The following is a 20,039-nucleotide window of genomic DNA, read 5'->3' as shown; positions in this document are numbered from 1 at the left end:
CGTCGACCTTCGCGCATAGCTTTGCGACCGTAGCCTCGCGGAGAAGGAAGCGTGGATGATGTTCGGCAACGCCGACATCATGCCCAGGGCGGGCGCCATCGGCGCCCATCCGAGGGCAGGGACGCTTGTACGAGCTACTGCGAAGGCCAAGGCTTGGTATGCGGCGGCGATCACTTAACGGGAAAATCCGTCCAATATGCAGACCGGACGTCCGAGATGAGGGGCTTCATGCCCGTCCGCTTCTTGAGCATGGACGCATTAAAGCGAAATTGGCCGAGGGACCGGCTCACGACCCATTGCGAGCGGCGCTCAAAGTCAAGCTAAAGCGCCAATCGTCGCGCTGTGGAATACGTCCCTTAAGATGGTTTGATGCATCCGCGTACAGCTTAAAACAGAGTAGCAAGATAGTTCAATTGTCGGCTCCCTGCGCTGCATTCCTTTAACTTTGGCTTAAATAGCACGCTTGCACACCTATCTAGGATCAAGTTCCAGCCTCTGACCTATAACGGCCCCCGCGAAAACCAACAAATCCAACGTGTAACGTCGCCCCAATCGGTAAGGTTCTTGAGATAATCGAAATAACCATTCCATCCTTAACTTCTGCACGAAAAGGGGCGCCCGTGCCACGGCATTTGCTTCGAAATCAAACAGTGCGCCAACGCCAATGAAAAGACAGGCACGCATCTTAGGTGCGTAATCCCGGATCCATTTTTCCTGTGCGGTATTGCCGAGAGCCACGAGCACAATATTGGCGCCACTCTCGTTGATACGAGCGATAAGCTCATCTGGTGCGCCCGACCATCCATAGCCGTCTTGTACACCAACGATTTGAACGCCCAAGCGATCTCGGAAGGAATGGGCGGCTTTAGCAACAATCGACGGTCGCGCGCCGAACAGGAAGACCTTCGCTCTTGAACCCGCCTTAACTAAGAGCGCCGGCGTGAAGTCAGTGCCGGTTAGATTTTCTGGAAACGGCGCGCCGTAGAGCAGCCGCGAAGCCAGGTCGACCCCTATTCCATCATTCAGAACAATGAAGTCTTCGATAAGGCTGGCACTCTTCCGACGGTGGAGTAGAGTTAGCAAGTTGCTATTTGCGAAACAAACCGATGCTTTAGAACCCTGTTCGAGTCTATCCAGCAGCCATGCGATCATGCAATCCCGGCTTGTGACGCAGATTTGAACTTGCAGGATGGTTCGGACCAGAAAGGGGACGCGCTCATCGACGAATGCGATCACAAAAATGCTCCTCAAGGTGTTATCGGTAATCAGCCAATGTTCCGTGAAACAATGATTCGAATAGCATAGGCGGCTGCGGTCCATCTTTTGCAAGATCGCAATTCCGCCTATGGAACTTTCATCAAAAGGGCCAATTTCCAAAACGATGTAGCGCGTCGAGGAGGAATAAGACAAGCCATGAACCTTCAGATTAGCTCGCGAGCTTGACTTTCGAAGCCACTGGCTCAATCAATGCGAACGATCAATAATTATATAAGAACCCTCTACGGATCCATCGACTCAACATTGCTGGACCACCTATAACATCAGGAAATAATAACTCATAATATCGTGTCAACCTTTCGCCCACGTCAAATAAACGAAATAGAGCTTCACCGCCCTGCAATCATATATCGTTTGGTGCAGAATGGGCATGGTTCCTGCAGAGATCGTGGCTGACTCGCTTTCGGTGGGTATTGCAAGGCTCCAACTTGATGAGCGTTGAAAAAATCAGAGATCACTCGCCGACGTTTGCGGTCCCTATGCATATTGTCCGGCCGGTGTTCCCATCCCTCGAGAGCTTCGCTGAAGCCTTTCGTGAAACGCTTATCGGTGGTTCAGTCACGAATGGAGCTCGCTGGGTTTGCGAGTTCGAGCGTCAGCTTAGCGCTTTCCTCAATGTTCCAACGCTCACCTTCTGCAACGGACAAACGGCACTCCTCTCGATGCTGCGCGCCGCCGGTGTCCAAGGTGGGGAGGTCATTGTCCCTTCATTCACATTCGTAGCTACCCCAAACGCCGTGCGATGGTGTGGCGCCGAGCCGGTGTTCGCGGACGTCAATAAAGATGGCTTAACAATAGATCCAGAGGACGTTGAGCGAAAGATTACATCAAGAACTGTCGCTATTCTTGGTGTCGATGCGTACGGGGTGGCTTGCGACTATGGAGCCCTAGAAGAGATAGGACGTCGAAAAAACATCAAGGTGCTATTCGATAGTGCGGCAGCCTTCGGCACTTTAGTAAGCGAACGGCAAATAGGCGGGTTTGGCGATGCCCAGATCTTCAGCTTTCATGCAACAAAATCGTTCACAACTATGGAAGGTGGTTGCCTGTGCTCGCACGATCCAGTGCTGCTAGATCGGGCCATAGCCATCAGGAACTTCGGACAGATTGCAGGCGGCGATTGTGCCGAACCGGGGTTGAACGGAAAGCTCACAGAGGTGTGTGCCTTGATTGGACTCGAACAGTTAAAGGGGTTCGAGGCCGCGAGCCAAATGCGCCGCCGAGCGGTCGCGCAAATGCAGGAGGGACTCGGCCGCATTGATGGGCTTACGATTGCTCGGGCGCCGTTCGGCCAAAATCCGATCTGGCTATACCTCCCAGTTTTTGTAGATGGTACAGTTTTTGGCCTCGATCGAGATGCACTTGCGGTTGCCCTGCAGTGCGAAAATCTATTTGTCCGCAAATATTATTGCCCGCCGTGCCATAAGATGTCAGCTTATATAAGCGAAGGCGGGCGTTTGCCTTATACTGAAAAACTCGCTGATATGGTTCTCGCGCTCCCTGTTTTCAACGACATGACTAGTGCGGAATGTGAAAAGATAGTTGAGTCTTTCTTAGCGGTAAAATCGAGGCTTTGAGTCAGAACGGCGTTTAATGCCCGTCCAATCAACTTTCATTGCCTCGCACCGAAAATGAGCCTGGCCGCGATGCAGAGCTATTGTAATTCAAAACTATGCAGGCCGTCCGTACCGTGACTAGTCAGCCAACATTCGGATCATCCTTGCAAATCAAAAGACGATGGCGGAAATGAAAATTGCCACGCAGAAAATCCTGGTCGCGGGTGCAGGTGGCTACCTAGGCATCCCGACCTGTCTCGCTTTGCTTGGTGAAGGCTATGAAGTAGTCGCTCTCGACCGCTACTATTTCGGACGAAATAAAATGTCCGTTGCAGCGGGTCACCAAAAACTATCTATAATCGACGCGGATATTAGAACATTTGATAGCCTTTATCTGAAAGGAGTGCACACAGTTATAGATTTATCTGGATTAAGTAACGACTCTTCTGCTGAATTAAATGAAGAAATCACAAAGTCGATCAACTGCACAGGCGGGAAACGCTTGGCATGCCTGGCTAAGGAAGCTGGGGTGACGCGTTATATTTATGCAAGCTCCGGATCAGTATACGGATCGCAATACAATAATGTGCTCTCGGAAGAGTCCGATTGTAATCCGGTAACGCTTTACTCGCGCTGCAAGCTCGAAGTTGAAAATTATCTCATCAAAATTGCGTCCCATCATTTTCAACCTATAATATTCCGCATCTCAACGGTGTTTGGTGTCGCCACCCGCATGCGATTTGATTTGGTAGTCAACCTGATGTCGCTGCTCGCCTGGAAGGATGGGGTCATCCGGATCAACGGCTCTGGAGATCAATGGCGTCCCATAATCCATGTCAATGATGTAGTCAGGGCGTTTGTGCTTGGCATACAATGCCATCACTCATCTGCCCCAAATCAAATATTCAATCTTGGGTGCTCGTCGATGAATTATCAGATAAAAGATATTGCTGACATGGTTTTGAGATGCTTTCCACGGGCGGGTATCGAGCGACTGTTGGATGCCCAAGATGGTATGAGTTATCAGTTGTCATTTTCTAAGATTGCAAAATTTCTAGGGTTTGAAGCTGTGCTATCTCTGAGCGAGGGAATACACGAAGTTCAAGACGCACTCGCCCGTGGTTATATTAGTGGGGTTGATCCAACGAGCTACACCTCACAATGGTATCGTACCCTCCCGAATTTTTCTGCCGCGCCGTCGGAATGTAAGAGTATTATTACATAAATTCGATCTCCTTAATTTGTCAAATGTAGCCGAAATACGTCGAAATCTTTACGACTGATATCTGGATGGACGCTATGTACACTGGGAAGTTCAATGCCATTGCGAAACGCCTTTTGGATGTCGTTCTGGCTATTGCAGCGCTCCTCTTGTTGTGGCCGCTCTTCGTAGTCGTAACCATTGTCATCAAGGTCGAAACTAGAGGGCCTGTAGTTTTTAAGCAATTGCGTGGTGGACGTGGAGGCGTCCCCGTGGGTATTTACAAATTTCGGACAATGAACACGATCAATGGTGCACTTGAAAATTCAAATACGCAAAAAAATGACGTGCGTGTGACCAAATTTGGTAGGATTTTACGCAGGTTGAACATCGATGAACTTCCTCAGCTTTTTAATGTCATTAGGGGGGAGATGTCGCTAGTGGGACCTAGGCCCCATGTGCTTGCCGAAGACGAGTTCTTTTCGGTTCACATTCAGGACTATAGCGCGCGGTATCGTGTCAGGCCGGGAATCACAGGTTGGGCTCAGGTAAATGGGCTAAGAGGACCAGCCGAAGAAATTGAGACCATGCGCCGACGCTTAGCGTTTGATCTAGAGTATATCGAGCAGCAGACGCTTAGGCTTGATTTGAAGATTATTTTATGGACTTTATGCTCTCCGAAGGCCTTCCTGAATGCCTATTAGTCCAGCGATATCATTCTGGCTTCACCAGCTCAATGTCATTGTCACAAAGCTGAAAGTCCTCTTCAATTTACTAAATTGACTTCAGTTTCCCGCGCCGGGTTGCTGTTGCCGGAGAACTGATTTGAATTTCGAGTTGGAGAAGCTTGTTCCGCGGTCTGTTGGCCGGATCGGCTCCGAAGCAGGTATTGGCGATGCGTGGATAAAGGCTCTCTCGCGGGGCAACCGTACTCCGGGTCGGCCTCCTCAACTCTCTCGGGATCATTAGGTACAAGGCGGGGAGGATCTGAACAGAGGGGCCCTGCGAGGCCTCTTCCTGTTTCCGTCTGCTGCAGAACACCGCCGCCGCTTGTTGTCGCGACGGCCACGCTTTCGTGAGCGGGACCATGGTAGGAACGCGAAGCGGCGCTTTGGGGCGCCTCTCCGCGTTCGATGCTCGCCCGTCCGGAAGGTCCCGATCCTCCTCGTGAGCCTTGGACCTGCGCCGACGTCGAGCACTGGTTGAAGACCGCATCTCAGGCGATGCCTTACACCCCGATCTGCAGGCCGCGCATCTCAAGCGGAACTGAGGAACTGGCGAACGGTTGGCGGATCGTAAGCATCATCCGACGGTGGACGCCATGCGGGCTCTCTTCCCGGCAGCTCTCCTGCTCGCGGCCTCGGGCCCGGCACTGGCGCAGAGCACGACCGGGACCAACTCACCCTCGATCGCCAGCGTCAGCGTTGCACCGGCCACGCCGGGCACGGTCGGTCTATCGAGCGCATCGGTCGAGCCGACAGGCTCGATCGCGAATGCCGGTGGTTTAAGCGGCAGCAGCTATCCATCGATCTCAAGCCTCACGGGGGGCATCACCAATGCGGGCGCCCTGAGCTTCGGCGGCGGCGGATCGGGCGGCGGCTCTGTACCGACCCCAGCCGGTAGCTCATCGTCGACGCCCAGCCCCGCTGGTTCCCTCTCGACCGTCAGCACCGGCCTGAACGTCTCGGGTCTCACAAGCTTGTCTACGACGGGCAGCCAAACGCTCGGATTGACGGGCGGTACCAGCAGCGGCGTCGGTAAATCGGGGAGTCTCTCGGCATCGAGCACGGCCTCCACGGCGAACGCAGCGGTAAATGGCGTCGAGGCGGCGCAAGAGGCTTATCAGACTGCGTTGGGTGGATCGGGTGCGGGTATCGCCGGCGGGTCGGGCTCGAGCGGGAGTTCCTCCAGCGGCACTGCGTCGGCATTCAATTCAGGGACCTCCTCAAACTCGACGACCCTCACGGAACGCGCCTCCACCACTGTGCAATCGACGACGGGCGGCGGTTCGACGGGCGGCGCGGCAATCGCAAGTAACTCGACCGCGTTCACAGAGCAGGCCGCAAACGCGGCCCGAGCGACCACGACGACCGCAGCGGGCGGTGGATCGACCGGAGGGGCCGGCATTTCAGGTGCGGCATCAAACAGCCCGACCGACGCCTGTAGTCAGGCGTTTGGAGCGACGTGCGAGAGCACCGGCATCTACTGAGCACGACACGATCTGCTTCGTCCGAGCGGATATAGAACTTCATGGGGATTGCGACGAACTTCGATCGTCGCCTGCCGTGATGGCGCCTTGGCATCCGTCAAGCTGATCTCAGTCTCGCCGCGGGCGCCGCAGCGTAAATGCCTCGAAGGGTGCCAGCTCGCCATCAGGGCCAACGACGTCGTAATAGGTGACCCTCATCGTGGTCTCAGCACCGGGTCCAGCGCCCGGATCGACCTCGAATGCCGCAAAGCCGTAGGAATGCGCAGCATTGCGTACTGCTGACCAAGGCGCATCCTCCGTGACGTAGACGGATGGCCGCCGGCCCGTCGTCGGGTCCAGCGGGCCGACCGAGACGATCACTCGGCACCGCGGCGGGTCGAAGAAGCTCCCGTTCGTCGGCGCCGACGTGCCCCCGCCACCGATCACCATGTGCACCGTGCCCTTCGTGGTGTCGATCACATCAAGGGCGGTCGCCTGCGGTGTTGGAGTCAGCGTCCGGTTGGCTTCTTGCCCCCTGATCGGGTGCGAGCGCTCGTAGTGGTGCTCGTGCCCGCAGACCACGAGATCGACGTTGTACTTGTCGAACAGCGGCACCCATTCCTCGCGGATGCCGAGATCCGCGCCGTTGGACCTTTCGGCCGTGGAGATCGCGACCTGGTGCATGCAGACGACAATCCAGTCGATGCCGCGATCGGCGCGGGTGGCGGCCAGCTCGCCCTCCAGCCACGACTTCTGAGCGCCCGCCGAGTAGCCTCGGACGTAGGAGTCGCCGCCGTCCTGGTAGGTGACGTCGTCGTTGGCGATACTGATCACGCGGACGGACCCGGCCGTGAAGGCGTACCAGAGGCCGCGGGTGACATCGGTCTGCCCCGTCGCGGTCGGCACGGAGAAGAAGGTTTGGTAGGCCTTGTAGCCAATCGGCCCATTGCCGAGCTCGTTCTCGTGATTTCCGGGCGAGGGCATCCAGGGCCGGTTTCGGGCGCTGCGGGTGTTGTTCGCCCAGAAATCCCACCACGTCCGGATGCGGTCATGCGCTAGGTTGGCGTAGCACAGGTCACCGTTGAACAGGTGGAACAACGGCCGCAGCCGCTCGACGCCGAGCGCCGTGTCGCCCGCCGCTGGCGAGCCGAGATTGTCGTTGATGAACAGCGGCACCCGAAGCGTTGACCCAGCCAGCTTGTCGATTTGCCGACCTAGCGTCGGCGTTCCCTGGTCGCCGAAGCTGGTGAACGTGAAGGCTGCACGCCCGCGCGGCGCGGTCCGGAAGGTTCCGAATTCCGGAGCGGCGCCCTCGTGCGCGGCAGCGTACATGTAGGCGGTGTCGGGCTCCAATCCTGCGAGCTTCGCGTGGTAGGCGTGAACAGTTCGCCTCGATTTGCCGTCGACGTACTCGCTCGACGCGGCGTCTGCGGTTTGCTCAAGCCGACCGTCGAGGCGGCCGAGCAACACGCGTGGCGTTGAGACGGGCAACAGCGTGTGCCACGACACGGTGACCTCGCTGGCAGCGTCGGCACCGAACTGCAGGTGCAGCCCAGAGACGGTCGGCGTTCCAGGCTGCCCTGACGGCGCGCCCGATAGCGCAGATTGGCTCGCGGGTGCGGCGCCGATGTCCGACGACACGAGGAGGCCGGGTGCGAGGCCTGCAGCGGCTAGCAGCTTTCGGCGGCTCACCTCCATGTCCATTCCCTTGTGCTCGCCGGCCATTGTCGAACCTACCTGGTATAATCTGCCGAAGAGGGTCGGCTATCGCATGTGGATGACGGTCCGTTGAGTCTACCTTGAGCTCTGGGTTCGGCGGCTCCCCGTCGCCCATGGGGCGGTAAAGACACTCTCGATGCGGATGGGCGGAAGGCCGTTTCGCACGCTCGCCGCGTTCTGGCAGCGAACCAGACGGATCCAGACCATGATGACCCGTGCGCCACGCTTTCCTGATCAGGAACATGGTAGGAACGGGCAGCGGCGGTATGGGCCGCGTTCCCGCACCCGATGCCCGCCCTCCGCAAAGGCTCAAGCCCCCCACCGAACGATCGTGACTGGGATGCCAGGGCTGTCGAGTATTGGCTGCTCAGCCCCATGCGGCGGTTGCGCGATGGTGTCGACATCCTGGCGGCGCCCGGCAACCGGCTGATGGCTGCCGACTCGTCGATCGCCAGCGCCCCGTTCGACATCCTCGCCTTCGCACGCACTGTGTTGGGCGAGGATACGCCAGAACTAAAAGCCGTCATCACATGGGCGCGCATCCGCGCTGACGGCCGCGACATCGAAGCCTCGATCGCCGAGTGGTGCGATGCCTGGGGCTGGAACGAGCGCACCTTCCACCTGCGTCGCAAGCGCGCCTGCGAGAAGATTGCGAAAGCGAAGAACTCGGTCGACCACGAAAATAGAAAGCGTGGCGGCGATGCATCTTGACAGCTTCATTGACGGCGCCGGACCACGGTGACGTCGCCGCTTTGTATCGAACCGGCACAGCATTGGGGACCACCGTGCCGGCAACGACGACGAGCACCACCCAGGGCGCCCCCAAGCGCCGCAAGATGACGATCGAGGATGCGCTGCGCTGGGCGATCCGCGACGAGCTGCCGAAGCGCCGGGAGGACACCCCGATCCGCGGGCCACAGTGCGCGTCCGACCCAGTCTGGCGCATGGTCGCCATGGGCGGTCGGGTCGACAACTGGTCCCGCGAGCCCGGCATGCCGCCGGCCATGGGCGATCCCCATCCGGACGCCATCACGGTCGAGGCGCACATCCAGGTCCTGAGCGAGACGCTGCAGAAGGCGGCGGCCGGCTCGGCCACCTGCCCGCTCGACCTCACGCCCTATCCCATCCAGTTCCACCTGCGCGGCAAGGCCGACGTTGGTGTGATGACTTCCGCCGCGATGTACGCGACGCCCTCCTGGCTCGTGACGGCCGCGATCCGCAGGCCGCCCGAGGCCTGCGGCGGCATCGAGATCGAGCCGGTAAAGTCGGCGAACGGCAAGATCACGCTCTGGCGGACGATCCATACGCCCTGCGGCGAGGGGCCGGACGGCAAGCCGTGGTTCACGAGCCACGACGAGGTCGCGACCTCGAAGGGCGACAGCCGCGATACCGGCCTGTTCTGCAAGCTGAATTACACCCGTACCGGGATCGAGATCCTTGAGGAGCAGCTGCGCTACGCCTACTGGCACGCGGCGCTCGTCTACCTTGTGCCGGCGCTGCAATTCCTCACGAGCATCGAGGTCCTGCCGCCGAAGGCGCCGATCGCGCCTTGGCTGGAGCGGGAGGAAGAGGAGCGAGCCCCGCTGCTGAACCTGCGGCCTCGCCGACACATCGAGAGCGATCGCCGGGTGGCCGGACGTCGTGCAGCGCCGCTACGGGCTTCGCCGGTCCGGAAGATCGACCCACGAGACTGGACGCCGCCGAGCGAGCGGCAAGCCTGAACAGGCCACATCAAGCACTACGCAGCTGCGGAAAGTTCCATGCTGCGCTTGCTCGGCTCCAGGCCGAGCTTCGCCGCTAAGACACTGAGCAGAGGCCTGGCGAACACTGATATTGGCCCTCGCCCGAACCGGGCATCGAACTATCGAGACATCCCATGTCCACCCTCATCCGCGCCGGCCTCTCGCTCGGCGCCGTTGCAACTTATTTCGGCCTGTCCCGCCTCGCCACCATCGAGGCCGGAATGGTGGCCGGCCGCACCGCCGTCGAACAGCTATCCGACACCGACTTCGCCCCGCTTAAGACGAGTGCGACCGCCGACTTGGCGAGCGGATCTTCGATGCCGTTCCTCGCGCTACTCGCGGTGCTCGCCCTCATCTGGCTTGTTCCCAGCCGACGCGCGCCGCTGGCTGCGGTGCTGCTCGGCCTCGGCGTCGTGGCCGCGCCCGAGCCCTCGCGCGCCTACTTCAGCAAGTACGACTACGGCGAGTACATCGAGATCCTGCCGAACCAGTCGGCCTTCATGATCCCGGAGAGCGGGGACACGAAGACCAGCCAAGCCCAGTTCGGCTCGGAGCGGTTCCTCACCGAGAGCAAGGTCGCAGCCAAGCGCGTGCAGATCCCGCACACGAAGCTGCCGAACACCGGTACGCTGTCGGACTACTACGTGCCAGCCGCCCGCCTGATCATCGTCGACCGCACGCCGGTATCACGCGAATGGACGACCTCGGCCAGCCGCGGCACGTCGAGCACGGATCAGGGCTTCCGGTTTGAGACCGCCGACTCGATCGGGCTCTCGACCTCAGTCGTCATCTCAGCCTTCGTGAAGGAAGAGGACGCGGCCAAGTTCCTGTACTGGTTCGGTACGAAGCCCGCCGCCCAAGATACGGACGAAGCGCGCTTCGCCTCGGTGCTGTACGGCCGCTCGCTCGCCGAGGTGGTCGACGGCAACGTCCACCGCACGGTTCAGGCGGCGCTCGCGCGCGAGTTCAGCCGCCGCTCGACCGATGACGCGATCCACCAGAAGGCTGAGATCATGGCGGCCGTCGAGAAGGCGGTGATCGACCAGTTTGCGCCGATGGGCGTCACAGTCACGACGCTGGGTTTCGCCGACGAGCTGAGCTTCTCAAACGCGGCAATCCAGGCGGCGATCGACGACACGTTCATGGCCAACAAGCGGGCTCAGGCGGCCCAGGCGCAGCTCGCCACGCTGCCGATCCAGGAGCGGATCCTCGACATGGAGATCCGCCGCTCGGACGCGCAGGCACGTCAGACGCTGGCCGGTCGCTGGAATGGCAGCGCGTCCGGTTTCCTGCCGTCCTGGATCGTGATCCCAAGTGACATCGTCGGGACCATCAAGGGCTGGTTCGGTGGCGGCGAGCCGAAGCCTGCGATGCCGGCCCTAGCACCCGCCAAGGGCTGAGCTAACGCGCGAGTCGCCGTGTGGCAAAGGTTGCTTGCCACGATGGTACTGTCACCGGTTCGAGAGATCGCCTCACGGGCCTGGACACCGCCGAGCGACAATAAACGCGGAAAGCCACTTAAGTGCCGATGCTTGGTGCTTTGTGAGGAGGGTCTGCTTCCGACCCCGAGCCGAAGTTGCCGGACGGGCGACGAATGGCCGCTTTCGGGAAGTGGCGAAAGCTGTCCGCGTGACTGAGATGGGTCGGAAGCCGGCCCAACTATGGGTACCATCCGTCAGATTTTGACCACTAGCTTGTCGTCTGTCGCTCGGTCGTCCCCGCAGACGCTACAGCCGTCATCGCGGCCGGCTGCGGCTATCGCCTGCCGCGTCATGGCGGCCTGCTGCGGGTTCACGCGGTCCAGCGCGTTGAACCACTCGGGGGTGTGCGGCTTCAGGTCGGTCATGCTGTTCAATGCGTGTCCGGACGTTCGGACCCATGTGCGTCCAGTACTCAGCATGGACCTTTTCCCCGGTACGGGGCTTTCAGAGGATGGCCCAGACCGATGCATCGTCAGCACCTTACGCCCTCGTCGTTGACGATGATGGCTTGATCCGCATGGATGCTCTGGACATCCTAGAGGAGGCAGGGTTCCGTACTTTAGAGGCGTGCGATGGCGATGCGGCCATGGAGGTGCTAGCGCAGCATCACGCCGCCATCGTCCTACTGTTCACCGACGTGCAGATGCCCGGCTCCCGCAACGGGTTCGCCGTAGCTCGCGAGACTGCCCGGCAGTGGCCCCACATCGCCATCGTGGTGGCGTCGGGCCACATGCAGCCGGGACCAGACGATATGCCTGAGGGTGCACGCTTCATCGCCAAGCCGTTCATAGCGGAAATGGTCCACGACCACCTGAAAGAGATCTTGCCGGACGGTCAGAAGCCGGAGCCGCTGCGGGACTAGTGGTCAAAATCTGACGTTTGGTACCCATCCTTGAACGTCCGGGAAGGGTGGAAAGCCGCCGGTCCGCTTCTGGACGATGGATGCATCAAAGCGGACATCGCCGCTGGTACGGCTCACGACCCTTTGCGGAAGCCTGGAACGTCCGCTTACCGGCAGCTTAATGGGCGAAGACCAAAGGCCGGAGTGCGTCATTCGAGCACTTGTAAGAACAAATCTCAGCCGGCATGGCTGCCTCATGTCCGTGCGCCGCACTGTTACCGTCTCGATCACCCCAGAACAGGACGCGCTCCTGCGTGCCTTCCTCACGACTGGGCGTTACCGTAGCATCAGCGAGGTTCTGCGTTCGGCGCTTCGCCTGTTGGAGCGCGACGAGGCGGCTGCTCTGGCAGCGGTCAAGGCCTCGTCGCCGATCCACGAGCAGGCTCGTGGTTGAGCGGATGAGCCGAACGCCTGCATTCCTGGACGGCGGCGGTCCGATGGGCGCGTTGATCCGCGAACATGATTGGGGGGCCACGCCGCTCGGCTCGTTCGAGACTTGGCCGATCAGCCTACGCTCGGCTGTCGCGATGATGATCCGGACCCGCCAACCAGCCTATATCGCTTGGGGACCCGAACAGATCTCGCTCTACAACGACGGTTACATCCCCTTCCTTGGCAGCAAGCATCCCGCCGGCCTCGGGCAACCGGCCGCTGTGCTCTGGTCCGAGATCTGGGACGCACTGGAACCGCTCAACGCCGCCGTGCTCGCTGGTGAGGCCCAATGGTTCGAGGACGTGCCCTTCACGCTGGCCGGGCGCGACCGCGAGCAAAGCTGGTTCAGCTTCTCCTACACCCCGCTGGTCGATGACGCAGGGGTCGTCGCTGGGTTCTACTGCGGCGCCATCGAGACGACGGATCGCATCCTCGCTGAGCGCCGGTTCCGCGAGGGCGAGAAGTCTCTGCGGAAACTGAATGACACGCTCGAACAGCAGGTCGCCGAACGAACGCAGGAGCGAGATCGTCTCTGGCGTAACACGCAGGACATCCAGGTCATCATCGACGGCGCTGGTGTGTTCGAAGCGGTCAATCCGTCCTTCACGACGATCCTAGGCTGGTCGCCCGAGGAAGTGATCGGTCGGTCGGTGTTCGAATTCGTCATCCCGGACGATGAGGCTGTGACCGATCGCGCGCTCCAACACGCGCGGACCAAGACCTTGCCGACAGTGGAGAACCGCTACCGCCACAAGGACGGCGGCTTCCGCTGGATCTCATGGGTTGCGGCCCCCGAAGACGGCCTGATCTATGCCAGCGGCCGGAACGTGACGTTCGAGAAGGAACAGGCTCAGGCTCTCGCCGAGCGTACAGAAGCCCTTCAGATTGCGATCTCGCGGCAGCGCGCGATGTACGACGCAACCCGCCAGCTCATCGGCGTGCTCGATTTGGACGGCACCTTGCGGGATGCCAACCGTGCGAGCCTCGATGCCATCGGTGCGAAACACGGCCACGTCGTCGGCAAGCCGTTCGCCGAGACACCCTGGTTCACCGGCACGCCGGGCATGCCGGACATCGTCAGGGGCGGCATCGCGGCTGCGGGGGGCGGTGAGAGCATCAGGACGGAGATGGCGCTGAAGATGCCTGACGGCAGCACGCGCATCTACGACTTTGGCATGTCACCCGTGCGCGATCAGGCTGGGCGGGTGGTTGAGATCGTGCCTGAGGCGACCGACATCACGGAACTTCGAACTGCGGAGGAGGCCCTGCGGCAGTCGCAGAAGATGGAGGCTGTGGGTCAGCTCACGGGCGGCCTCGCGCATGACTTCAACAATCTGCTCGCGGGCATTTCTGGCTCGTTAGAACTGATGCAAACCCGCATGCAGCAGGGCCGCTTGACCGACGTGGATCGCTACATGACCGCCGCGCAGGGGGCGGCCAAGCGCGCCGCCGCTCTGACGCATCGCCTGCTGGCGTTCTCGCGCTGCCAGACCCTCGACCCGAAGCCCACCGACGTGAACCGGCTCGCTACGGGCATGCACGAGCTGGTCCAGCGCACGGTCGGACCCGGTATCCCGGTCGAGGTGGTCGGCGCGACCAATTGTTGGCCGGCCTTGGTGGACCCGCCGCAGCTTGAGAACGCCCTGCTCAATCTGTGTATCAACGCCCGCGACGCGATGCCGGATGGCGGCACCATCACCATTGAGACTGCCAACAAGTGGATGGATGAACGCGCGGCTCGCCAGCACGACATGCCGGAAGGCCAGTACCTGTCAGTCTGTGTGACGGACACCGGCACCGGCATGCCGCCCGAGGTGATCGCCCGTGTGTTCGAGCCATTCTTCACGACGAAGCCTATCGGCGAGGGCACCGGGCTCGGCCTATCGATGATCTACGGGTTCGCTTAGCAGTCCGGCGGGCAGGTGCGGATCTACTCCGAAGTCGGACAGGGGACGACCGTGTGCATCTACCTGCCCCGCTACTACGGGGCAGTCGAGGATGAGGCGGCTGCCAAGGAGATCGCCGACCTGCCGCGCTCGCAGGCTGGCGAGACGGTGTTGATCGTGGATGACGAGCCCACCGTGCGGATGCTGATCACCGACATCCTGGACGATCTCGGCTATGCAGCCATCGAGGCAGGTGACAGCGCCACCGGCCTCAAGGTTTTGCAATCTGACGTGCGTATCGACCTACTTGTGACGGATGTCGGCCTGCCCGGTGGGATGAACGGGCGGCAAATGGCAGATGCAGCACGTGCCCATCGCCCTCACCTCAAGGTGCTGTTCATCACCGGCTACGCGGAGAACGCGATCCTTGGGAACGGGACGCTCCCGCCGGGGATGGCGGTCCTGACCAAACCGTTCGCGATGGACATGATGGCTGCGCGCATCCGCTCAATGATCGAGGGCGGCAAAGAGCAAGCGCGGCACTCCTAGCCCTGCATCTACCTCGGGTGGGAGGTGGAATGTCCGCTTCGGGCTGAAGGGCCAGGGTCCGGTTTCCACCCATAGCGGACAGTGACGGCCATCGGCAGCGGCCTACTTCCGCTCGCTCTGCAGCTTGACCGGGAGAACGGCTTGCGGTAGCTCGGACCTTGCAGAGATTTAGAAGGCCCTGGCGGACACTCGCCGGGGCCTTCGTCGTTTCGGGCTGCGGCCCGTGCGAGATGGTGCGGCGGGCCTCGGTCCGTGAAAAAGGCATCGCAGTAAGCCGGTCAGCCAGGACGCCCGAAAGACCCACAGCTGCCGTAAGGCAGTGGTCGAAGCTGTAGCCCCGGCCCGCACCTATCCCATCCGCTCCCAAAGCGGTCCATTTCTTGGTAGGCTCGCTCCCATGACGGATCCGCGGCCGTGACCGAACGCGACATCGTGGAGCGCCTGCACGGCCTCTGCCTCCTGGCGGACCGGCTGCGCGCCCCGAGTCATCGCCACACCCAAGAGGACTACGTCGCCGATCGCGACGAGATCCGCGACCACGCCCGACGCTTCTACCGAGACCTGACCGGCAGCTGGCCGGGCCACGAGGCCGACGCCGCCGGACCGGCGCGTCGTGTGAGGCCGCCGGTTCCGACCGCCGTCCTGCGCCACCGCGAGCGCGTTCGGACGGCAGCGAGAACAGTCTGATCGACGGCAGCGGGCCGGGCTCTGCTGAGGGGCGTTGCTGTCCGGCCCGCTGGCTTTGCGAAAACTGCCTTCGCGGCTTCGCTTGGCAAATAGATACTGCCACAAATCTCTGTTCTGCGCGTTTGTATTTAAAATATCGACCGCGACAATTGATCACCCCGCCCCGCTCCGGCGGGGTTTTTCTTTGGAGCGTCCATGACCGCCGCCCAGCGCTCTGCGCTCCTCGACCTGTGTGCCGCCATCCAGCGCTGCGACTGCGCCCCGGCCGACATCCGCTTCCGGGCGAAAAGCCTCCAGTTCCTGCTGGCTTTCGACACCACGTTCTTCCGCTCGATCTTCGGCCGAGGCTGACCGGATGCTGTTTCAGGACACTCCCCCGCTGCGCGTCGGCGTGTCGGCGGATGCCCGGGCCCGCTCGGCGGCCGAGGGCGACGATGCCAAGCCCACCGCCGCCGAGAAGCGTCGCTCCGGCCGCACGCATCGCATGATCATGAGCCTCCCGTCGGATGGCGCCGTGGTCATCGTGCATTCGCCCTCCTGTGTCGGGATCTTCCGTGACACGATCGCGGCGATGCGTGGTCCAGAGGTCGCGGCGTGCACGCGCGTCGTCGCTGCCCCGAGCATCGCTGATGAGCGGGCGGTCACCCGACGCCTCAGCCTTCCAGTCTTCCGCGACCACTTCGTCGACGAGCAGCGCGAGCATGCTCGTGCGGTGATGCAGGCGTGGCGGCTCTGATGCCTCGGCTCATCGCGCGCCTGGCTCTGCTGATCGGCCTGCGCCGCATCACGCCGGATCCTGTCCGGTCCTGGCGCGATCCTGCGCCGCCGCTGTGCATCGACCGCCCGGTCCACGCCGGGCGCGCCCTGTCCGCCGGTGAAGCCCCCTGACATGCCCGACCTGATCGAGCGCCTGGCGCCCATCCCGTTCATCGCGGTGGCGCTGGTGCTGCTGATCGCGGTCGCCGGCCTCGACGCCCATCATCCATCCCGTTCCGCGGCGATTTCATTCCGCGACGTCCTGCTGATCGCCGCGCTTCACTTCGCGCTCGCCGCCTGCGTCCTGGTCGCCGCTCTCACCCTGGGGAATGCCGCATGAACACGGTCTTCGCCCTGATCCTGGTGTGCGCCGCCTCGACCGCGCAGCCCGAGTGCACGCGGGATACCGCGCTCGACGTCATCACCGTGAAGACGTCGTCTGTTCTTACCTGCATGATGGCGGGGCAGGCGAACGTCGCCCGTGACCGTCTCCTCGGCGATGAGCGATATGCAAAGGTAATTTGCGGCTCTCGGCCATGAGTGCGCGCCGCCGCCTCGCCTGGTCGAACGAACTCGCCCGCATCGGGCGTGATCGCGCGGATCGCCCAGAGGTCCGCGAGGAACGCCTCAACGTGACCCGGCCCTTGACGGTCGCCCTGTCCGCATGGCGCGGGGTGTCCGGTCGTCGCTACGTCGTCGGCGTCTGGACGCTGGACAAGGCCGTCGGGGCTGATGCGCCTGGCGCCGTATTCCTGGCGGTGCGTCGCAGTCCTGACGGCATCGCCCGCATCGTCGGCGCCGGCCATCGCGGCAGGATGTGGGAAGCTTTGGGGTGGGCCCGGTATGACCGAGCTACCGAGCTGCACCTCTATCACCTGGCCGATTTCGACTTCGAGCGAGACGCCATCATCGAGGACCTGATCGGTGACAACGCGCTCTGATCCGCCAGCCCACCTCGACCTCTGGTCGCTGATCGGCATCTACACCGCGGCGGCGACCATCATCGTCGAGGCGAACTACCAGCTGCCGATGGCCCTGCTCGCCGAGTGGGGCCGGATCCTGCGGGACGAATGATGTTCCGCAGATGGTACCGCCGGTTCGCTCTTGGCTTGGCTCGCGCGCTGAAGGAGCCGACCTGATCGGCTACTTCGGACTGCAGCCGATGCAGATGCCGCTGCTGATGGCATCTTGCTTTGCATCGTTGGTGGTTCGGCGGTTGATGTCCGTGTGGGCTGTAGGGCTCGCATCGCGGCTCGGCGGTCTCGTTTGACCGGTCGGCGTCACGTTGCCGGATCTGGCCGTCGTATCAGGTCCGCCGCCGGTGCCGGTCTGATCTGTCTGAGCGAATGCGGGCAGAACAGCGAGTGCGATGGCCGTGCCGGCCACAATGATCTTGATCATGGATACCTCCGTCGGGAATTCAACGCGCGAGCAAGGCCGAAGCTGCTGCCCATCTGGATCAGCTGAACAATGCCGCGGCGAGTGTCAGCATCACTTCCGCCAATTCTTCCTTCCAGCTGCGCGAAAGCCGATCCACGCCATTTCGACACCTCCCGCCGGCGGGTTGGAACGGTGGCCGAGCGGAGCGCCGCGGCCTGATTTGACCGGGATTTGATCCTGCCATCCGCAAGCTGAAACGGGCAATTTCCAAGGTCTTAAAAGACCTTGGAATATCCGGCCATTTAGACGCTAAAAGCGCAGCAATATCATGAGCTTGCAGGCGGTTTCGGGCTCACGCCGCGTAGCCCGCCTGCGGGAGCGGAATAAAGTCCAGGCGGAAGCGAAGGCTACTGCGGCAACCCGCGCTGTCGTCTACGTCCGCGTGTCGACCGACGAACAGGTCGCCTCGGGCAACGGCCTCGCTGATCAGGAACGCGCCGTCCGTGCTTTCGCGGAAAGCCAAAGCTACGCGCTCGTGGACGTGATCGCCGATCCAGGTGTCTCCGGTGCGGTCCGTCCCGCCGATCGCCCGGGCTTCAGTCGCATCCTCGCCATGGCAGAGGCCCGAGCCTTCGACATCCTGCTGGTGGCCAAGATCGACCGCCTGTCCCGCGATCTGCGGCACGCGCTGACCACAGTCTCCGACCTCGCCGAGCTGCACGACGTCGCATTCCGGTCTGTGACCGAGGCGGTGATCGACACATCCAACCCGATGGGGCGGATGTTCTTCACCTTTTTCGCCGGCATGGCTGAGCAGGAACGCTACGTCATTCGCGACCGCACCGCCGGCGGCCGCACCACGAAGGCCCGCAAAGGCGGCTTCGCTGGTGGCCAGGCACCCTACGGCTACGAACGCGACTTGGAAGGCGGCCTCCGGATCGTCCCGGCGCAGGCCCGGGTCGTTCGCCGCATCTTCGAGGCCCGGAAGCGCAAGACCACGTTGAAGGCGATCGCCGAGACGCTGAACGCCGACGGCATCCCGGCTCCCAAGGGCGGCCGCTGGTCCATTTCGACGGTCGCCTACGTGACCGACAACATGAAGTACCGCGGCGCCATCGAGTACCTGTTCCGCTGGAACGGGCAGGAAACCCACGTGCTCGCCGATGGCGACCATGAAGCCATCGTGAAGTGAACGCATGACCGAGGACCTCGACCGCACCCTCGAACGGCTGGAGGTCCGGCCGGGCGACATCCTGGTGGTGCGCACCACCCAGAAGCTGCCGAAGGAAAAGGCCGCGGCCTGGTCGGACGAGCTGATCCGCCTCTGCGCGGCCTCCGGCGTCACCGACGTGACCGTCCTCGTCCTCGACAACGCCGCCGAGCTCACGATCGAGCGGCCGGCCACGCGCCTCATGCAACAGTGCCGGGACGTGCCACAACCCATGCAGGTCTGGTGACCATGGCCGCGCAGACGCTGACGATCCTCGATCCGATCTCGGGTGAGCTGAAGACCATCACCGTCGGGCGGTGAGCCGATGCTGAAGCTCGACGCCAGCGAGTTCGGTCTGAAGTCCGAAGCCGTCGGCCGCGCTGCCAAGCAGGTGCCGTTCGTCGCGGCCTTCGCGCTGACCAACGCGATGAAGGATGCCCGGGAGGCCGAGCGCGAGACCATGCGGTCCGTGTTCGATCAGCCGTCGAACTTCACCCTGAACAGCCTGATGGTCCGGCCGGCCACGAAGCAGCGGCTCTCCGCCGAGCTCGGGTTCAAGGAAGGCAACGGCTCGATCGCGGCCTGGAAGTATCTCGGCCCGCAGGTCGCCGGCGGCACGCGCCGCCACAAGCGGTTCGAGGTCCTGCTGATCCGCAAGGGCCTGATGCTCGCCGGCGAGTTCGCGGTGCCCAGCACGCGCTGCCCGCGGGACGGCAACGGCAACGTGTCGGGAGCCTTCATTACCCGTATGCTCTCAGCGGTCGGTGCACAGTCCGACCGCCATCAGAACACCACGGCGCGCTCTAAGCGTCGGAACGCCGGTCGGAACATCGAGTACGTCGTCTTCCGGAACCACGGTAAAGCGCCCGACGGGATCTACCTGCAGAAGGACAAGTTCGCGGTACCGATCTTCCTGTTCGTGAAGGGCGTCAGCTACAAGAAGCGCTTCCCCTACTACGAGAAGGCTGGTGCCGTGGTGCCCGTCGCCTACCGGAAGCATTTCCGAGCGGCCTGGGAGCGCTTCGTCGTCAACGACGTGCGCCGGAAGGGCTGATCGGGCGGAGGCCGCCGGC

24 protein-coding genes and 1 pseudogene are annotated in these 20,039 nt (G+C 61.9%); 21 read left to right on the top strand and 4 right to left on the bottom strand.

Annotated elements, in window-relative coordinates:
* Positions 1 to 471: 471 nt before the first annotated feature.
* On the bottom strand, positions 472 to 1,410 hold the full coding sequence (locus tag OXS49_RS05800) for a WecB/TagA/CpsF family glycosyltransferase (protein ID WP_267422681.1): 939 nt from the start codon (positions 1,408 to 1,410) through the stop codon (positions 472 to 474).
* A 299-nt stretch (positions 1,411 to 1,709) separates the two neighbouring features.
* On the opposite strand from OXS49_RS05800, the gene OXS49_RS05795 reads away from it, so the two are divergent.
* From OXS49_RS05795 to OXS49_RS05780, 4 genes are all read left to right on the top strand, one after another.
* Positions 1,710 to 2,855, top strand: a complete 1,146-nt coding sequence (locus OXS49_RS05795) for a DegT/DnrJ/EryC1/StrS family aminotransferase (protein WP_267422679.1) — start codon at positions 1,710 to 1,712, stop codon at positions 2,853 to 2,855.
* Positions 2,856 to 3,024: 169 nt separating this feature from the next.
* Positions 3,025 to 4,059 carry an NAD(P)-dependent oxidoreductase gene (locus OXS49_RS05790; RefSeq protein ID WP_267422678.1) on the top strand — a complete coding sequence of 345 codons (1,035 nt, stop codon included), beginning with the start codon at positions 3,025 to 3,027 and terminating at the stop codon, positions 4,057 to 4,059.
* 65 nt (positions 4,060 to 4,124) lie between these two features.
* Positions 4,125 to 4,739 carry a sugar transferase gene (locus tag OXS49_RS05785; RefSeq protein WP_267422676.1) on the top strand — a complete coding sequence of 205 codons (615 nt, stop codon included), beginning with the start codon at positions 4,125 to 4,127 and terminating at the stop codon, positions 4,737 to 4,739.
* Positions 4,740 to 5,320: 581 nt separating this feature from the next.
* The gene (locus OXS49_RS05780; RefSeq protein ID WP_267422673.1) at positions 5,321 to 6,244 is read left to right on the top strand and encodes a hypothetical protein; all 924 of its coding nucleotides are present in this window, start codon (positions 5,321 to 5,323) and stop codon (positions 6,242 to 6,244) included.
* A 108-nt stretch (positions 6,245 to 6,352) separates the two neighbouring features.
* Here OXS49_RS05780 and OXS49_RS05775 read toward each other — a convergent pair whose 3' ends face one another.
* A complete protein-coding gene (locus OXS49_RS05775) occupies positions 6,353 to 7,948 on the bottom strand; it encodes a metallophosphoesterase family protein (RefSeq protein WP_267422671.1) in 1,596 nt (531 codons plus the stop codon).
* A gap of 282 nt (positions 7,949 to 8,230) precedes the next feature.
* Here OXS49_RS05775 and OXS49_RS05770 point away from each other — a divergent pair, with 282 nt between their 5' ends.
* The 3 genes from OXS49_RS05770 to OXS49_RS05760 all read left to right on the top strand — a co-directional run bounded on the left by OXS49_RS05770 (position 8,231) and on the right by OXS49_RS05760 (position 11,084).
* The gene (locus OXS49_RS05770) at positions 8,231 to 8,653 is read left to right on the top strand and encodes a hypothetical protein (RefSeq protein ID WP_267422669.1); all 423 of its coding nucleotides are present in this window, start codon (positions 8,231 to 8,233) and stop codon (positions 8,651 to 8,653) included.
* Between the two features lie 74 nt (positions 8,654 to 8,727).
* A complete protein-coding gene (locus OXS49_RS05765; RefSeq protein ID WP_267422667.1) occupies positions 8,728 to 9,663 on the top strand; it encodes a hypothetical protein in 936 nt (311 codons plus the stop codon).
* Positions 9,664 to 9,818: 155 nt separating this feature from the next.
* Positions 9,819 to 11,084, top strand: coding sequence for an SPFH domain-containing protein (locus tag OXS49_RS05760; protein ID WP_267422665.1), 1,266 nt, complete (start codon positions 9,819 to 9,821; stop codon positions 11,082 to 11,084).
* A 275-nt stretch (positions 11,085 to 11,359) separates the two neighbouring features.
* Here OXS49_RS05760 and OXS49_RS05755 read toward each other — a convergent pair whose 3' ends face one another.
* The gene (locus OXS49_RS05755) at positions 11,360 to 11,530 is read right to left on the bottom strand and encodes a hypothetical protein (protein ID WP_267422663.1); all 171 of its coding nucleotides are present in this window, start codon (positions 11,528 to 11,530) and stop codon (positions 11,360 to 11,362) included.
* Between the two features lie 86 nt (positions 11,531 to 11,616).
* Here OXS49_RS05755 and OXS49_RS05750 point away from each other — a divergent pair, with 86 nt between their 5' ends.
* The 11 genes and pseudogenes from OXS49_RS05750 (at position 11,617) to OXS49_RS05700 (ending at position 17,450) form a co-directional block, all read left to right on the top strand.
* Positions 11,617 to 12,027 carry a response regulator gene (locus OXS49_RS05750; RefSeq protein WP_267422661.1) on the top strand — a complete coding sequence of 137 codons (411 nt, stop codon included), beginning with the start codon at positions 11,617 to 11,619 and terminating at the stop codon, positions 12,025 to 12,027.
* A 235-nt stretch (positions 12,028 to 12,262) separates the two neighbouring features.
* Positions 12,263 to 12,460, top strand: a complete 198-nt coding sequence (locus tag OXS49_RS05745) for a type II toxin-antitoxin system ParD family antitoxin (RefSeq protein ID WP_267422659.1) — start codon at positions 12,263 to 12,265, stop codon at positions 12,458 to 12,460.
* A 4-nt stretch (positions 12,461 to 12,464) separates the two neighbouring features.
* A pseudogene (locus tag OXS49_RS05740) lies at positions 12,465 to 14,933 on the top strand (PAS domain-containing protein).
* Between the two features lie 414 nt (positions 14,934 to 15,347).
* Complete coding sequence (locus tag OXS49_RS05735; RefSeq protein WP_267422657.1) at positions 15,348 to 15,620, top strand: hypothetical protein; 273 nt, start codon at positions 15,348 to 15,350, stop codon at positions 15,618 to 15,620.
* 195 nt (positions 15,621 to 15,815) lie between these two features.
* Positions 15,816 to 15,971 carry a hypothetical protein gene (locus OXS49_RS05730; RefSeq protein ID WP_267422654.1) on the top strand — a complete coding sequence of 52 codons (156 nt, stop codon included), beginning with the start codon at positions 15,816 to 15,818 and terminating at the stop codon, positions 15,969 to 15,971.
* Between the two features lie 4 nt (positions 15,972 to 15,975).
* Positions 15,976 to 16,356 (top strand): hypothetical protein, encoded by a 381-nt coding sequence (locus tag OXS49_RS05725; protein ID WP_267422651.1) that lies wholly within the window; start codon positions 15,976 to 15,978, stop codon positions 16,354 to 16,356.
* Positions 16,356 to 16,508 carry a hypothetical protein gene (locus tag OXS49_RS05720; protein WP_267422648.1) on the top strand — a complete coding sequence of 51 codons (153 nt, stop codon included), beginning with the start codon at positions 16,356 to 16,358 and terminating at the stop codon, positions 16,506 to 16,508. The genes OXS49_RS05725 and OXS49_RS05720 overlap by 1 nt, the downstream gene beginning before the upstream one ends.
* Position 16,509: 1 nt before the next feature.
* Complete coding sequence (locus tag OXS49_RS05715) at positions 16,510 to 16,716, top strand: hypothetical protein (RefSeq protein ID WP_267422645.1); 207 nt, start codon at positions 16,510 to 16,512, stop codon at positions 16,714 to 16,716.
* The gene (locus OXS49_RS05710) at positions 16,713 to 16,916 is read left to right on the top strand and encodes a hypothetical protein (protein WP_267422643.1); all 204 of its coding nucleotides are present in this window, start codon (positions 16,713 to 16,715) and stop codon (positions 16,914 to 16,916) included. Before OXS49_RS05715 ends, OXS49_RS05710 begins: the two co-directional genes overlap by 4 nt.
* Positions 16,913 to 17,317: a hypothetical protein gene (locus OXS49_RS05705; protein WP_267422641.1), complete on the top strand. Its 405-nt coding sequence runs from the start codon at positions 16,913 to 16,915 to the stop codon at positions 17,315 to 17,317. Before OXS49_RS05710 ends, OXS49_RS05705 begins: the two co-directional genes overlap by 4 nt.
* On the top strand, positions 17,301 to 17,450 hold the full coding sequence (locus OXS49_RS05700; RefSeq protein ID WP_267422638.1) for a hypothetical protein: 150 nt from the start codon (positions 17,301 to 17,303) through the stop codon (positions 17,448 to 17,450). Before OXS49_RS05705 ends, OXS49_RS05700 begins: the two co-directional genes overlap by 17 nt.
* Before the next feature lie 69 nt (positions 17,451 to 17,519).
* Here OXS49_RS05700 and OXS49_RS05695 read toward each other — a convergent pair whose 3' ends face one another.
* Positions 17,520 to 17,777: a hypothetical protein gene (locus OXS49_RS05695; protein WP_267422636.1), complete on the bottom strand. Its 258-nt coding sequence runs from the start codon at positions 17,775 to 17,777 to the stop codon at positions 17,520 to 17,522.
* 307 nt (positions 17,778 to 18,084) lie between these two features.
* Here OXS49_RS05695 and OXS49_RS05690 point away from each other — a divergent pair, with 307 nt between their 5' ends.
* The 3 genes from OXS49_RS05690 to OXS49_RS05680 all read left to right on the top strand — a co-directional run bounded on the left by OXS49_RS05690 (position 18,085) and on the right by OXS49_RS05680 (position 20,020).
* The gene (locus OXS49_RS05690) at positions 18,085 to 18,948 is read left to right on the top strand and encodes a recombinase family protein (RefSeq protein WP_267422634.1); all 864 of its coding nucleotides are present in this window, start codon (positions 18,085 to 18,087) and stop codon (positions 18,946 to 18,948) included.
* Positions 18,949 to 18,952: 4 nt separating this feature from the next.
* On the top strand, positions 18,953 to 19,213 hold the full coding sequence (locus OXS49_RS05685) for a hypothetical protein (RefSeq protein ID WP_267422631.1): 261 nt from the start codon (positions 18,953 to 18,955) through the stop codon (positions 19,211 to 19,213).
* Between the two features lie 78 nt (positions 19,214 to 19,291).
* On the top strand, positions 19,292 to 20,020 hold the full coding sequence (locus tag OXS49_RS05680; RefSeq protein ID WP_267422628.1) for a hypothetical protein: 729 nt from the start codon (positions 19,292 to 19,294) through the stop codon (positions 20,018 to 20,020).
* Positions 20,021 to 20,039 lie beyond the last annotated feature (19 nt).

Source organism: Methylobacterium sp. GC_Met_2 (assembly GCF_026540795.1).
Taxonomy (GTDB): Bacteria; Pseudomonadota; Alphaproteobacteria; order Rhizobiales; family Beijerinckiaceae; genus Methylobacterium.
The sequence above is the reverse complement of the archived record's forward strand: the minus strand, read 5'-3'. Positions and strand labels throughout refer to the sequence as shown.

Excerpts from the sequence above, each read along its gene's own strand:
- OXS49_RS05690 (WP_267422634.1), top strand. The coding sequence starts at position 18,085 with ATGAGCTTGCAGGCGGTTTCGGGCTCACGCCGCGTAGCCCGCCTGCGG.
- OXS49_RS05685 (WP_267422631.1), top strand. The coding sequence starts at position 18,953 with ATGACCGAGGACCTCGACCGCACCCTCGAACGGCTGGAGGTCCGGCCG.
- OXS49_RS05725 (WP_267422651.1), top strand. The coding sequence starts at position 15,976 with ATGCTGTTTCAGGACACTCCCCCGCTGCGCGTCGGCGTGTCGGCGGAT.
- OXS49_RS05745 (WP_267422659.1), top strand. The coding sequence starts at position 12,263 with ATGTCCGTGCGCCGCACTGTTACCGTCTCGATCACCCCAGAACAGGAC.
- OXS49_RS05680 (WP_267422628.1), top strand. The coding sequence starts at position 19,292 with ATGCTGAAGCTCGACGCCAGCGAGTTCGGTCTGAAGTCCGAAGCCGTC.
- OXS49_RS05755 (WP_267422663.1), bottom strand. The coding sequence starts at position 11,530 with ATGACCGACCTGAAGCCGCACACCCCCGAGTGGTTCAACGCGCTGGAC.
- OXS49_RS05715 (WP_267422645.1), top strand. The coding sequence starts at position 16,510 with ATGCCCGACCTGATCGAGCGCCTGGCGCCCATCCCGTTCATCGCGGTG.
- OXS49_RS05795 (WP_267422679.1), top strand. The coding sequence starts at position 1,710 with ATGAGCGTTGAAAAAATCAGAGATCACTCGCCGACGTTTGCGGTCCCT.
- OXS49_RS05705 (WP_267422641.1), top strand. The coding sequence starts at position 16,913 with ATGAGTGCGCGCCGCCGCCTCGCCTGGTCGAACGAACTCGCCCGCATC.
- OXS49_RS05695 (WP_267422636.1), bottom strand. The coding sequence starts at position 17,777 with ATGATCAAGATCATTGTGGCCGGCACGGCCATCGCACTCGCTGTTCTG.
- OXS49_RS05720 (WP_267422648.1), top strand. The coding sequence starts at position 16,356 with ATGCCTCGGCTCATCGCGCGCCTGGCTCTGCTGATCGGCCTGCGCCGC.
- OXS49_RS05775 (WP_267422671.1), bottom strand. The coding sequence starts at position 7,948 with ATGGCCGGCGAGCACAAGGGAATGGACATGGAGGTGAGCCGCCGAAAG.
- OXS49_RS05760 (WP_267422665.1), top strand. The coding sequence starts at position 9,819 with ATGTCCACCCTCATCCGCGCCGGCCTCTCGCTCGGCGCCGTTGCAACT.
- OXS49_RS05730 (WP_267422654.1), top strand. The coding sequence starts at position 15,816 with ATGACCGCCGCCCAGCGCTCTGCGCTCCTCGACCTGTGTGCCGCCATC.
- OXS49_RS05750 (WP_267422661.1), top strand. The coding sequence starts at position 11,617 with ATGGCCCAGACCGATGCATCGTCAGCACCTTACGCCCTCGTCGTTGAC.
- OXS49_RS05785 (WP_267422676.1), top strand. The coding sequence starts at position 4,125 with ATGGACGCTATGTACACTGGGAAGTTCAATGCCATTGCGAAACGCCTT.
- OXS49_RS05790 (WP_267422678.1), top strand. The coding sequence starts at position 3,025 with ATGAAAATTGCCACGCAGAAAATCCTGGTCGCGGGTGCAGGTGGCTAC.
- OXS49_RS05770 (WP_267422669.1), top strand. The coding sequence starts at position 8,231 with ATGCCCGCCCTCCGCAAAGGCTCAAGCCCCCCACCGAACGATCGTGAC.
- OXS49_RS05710 (WP_267422643.1), top strand. The coding sequence starts at position 16,713 with ATGAACACGGTCTTCGCCCTGATCCTGGTGTGCGCCGCCTCGACCGCG.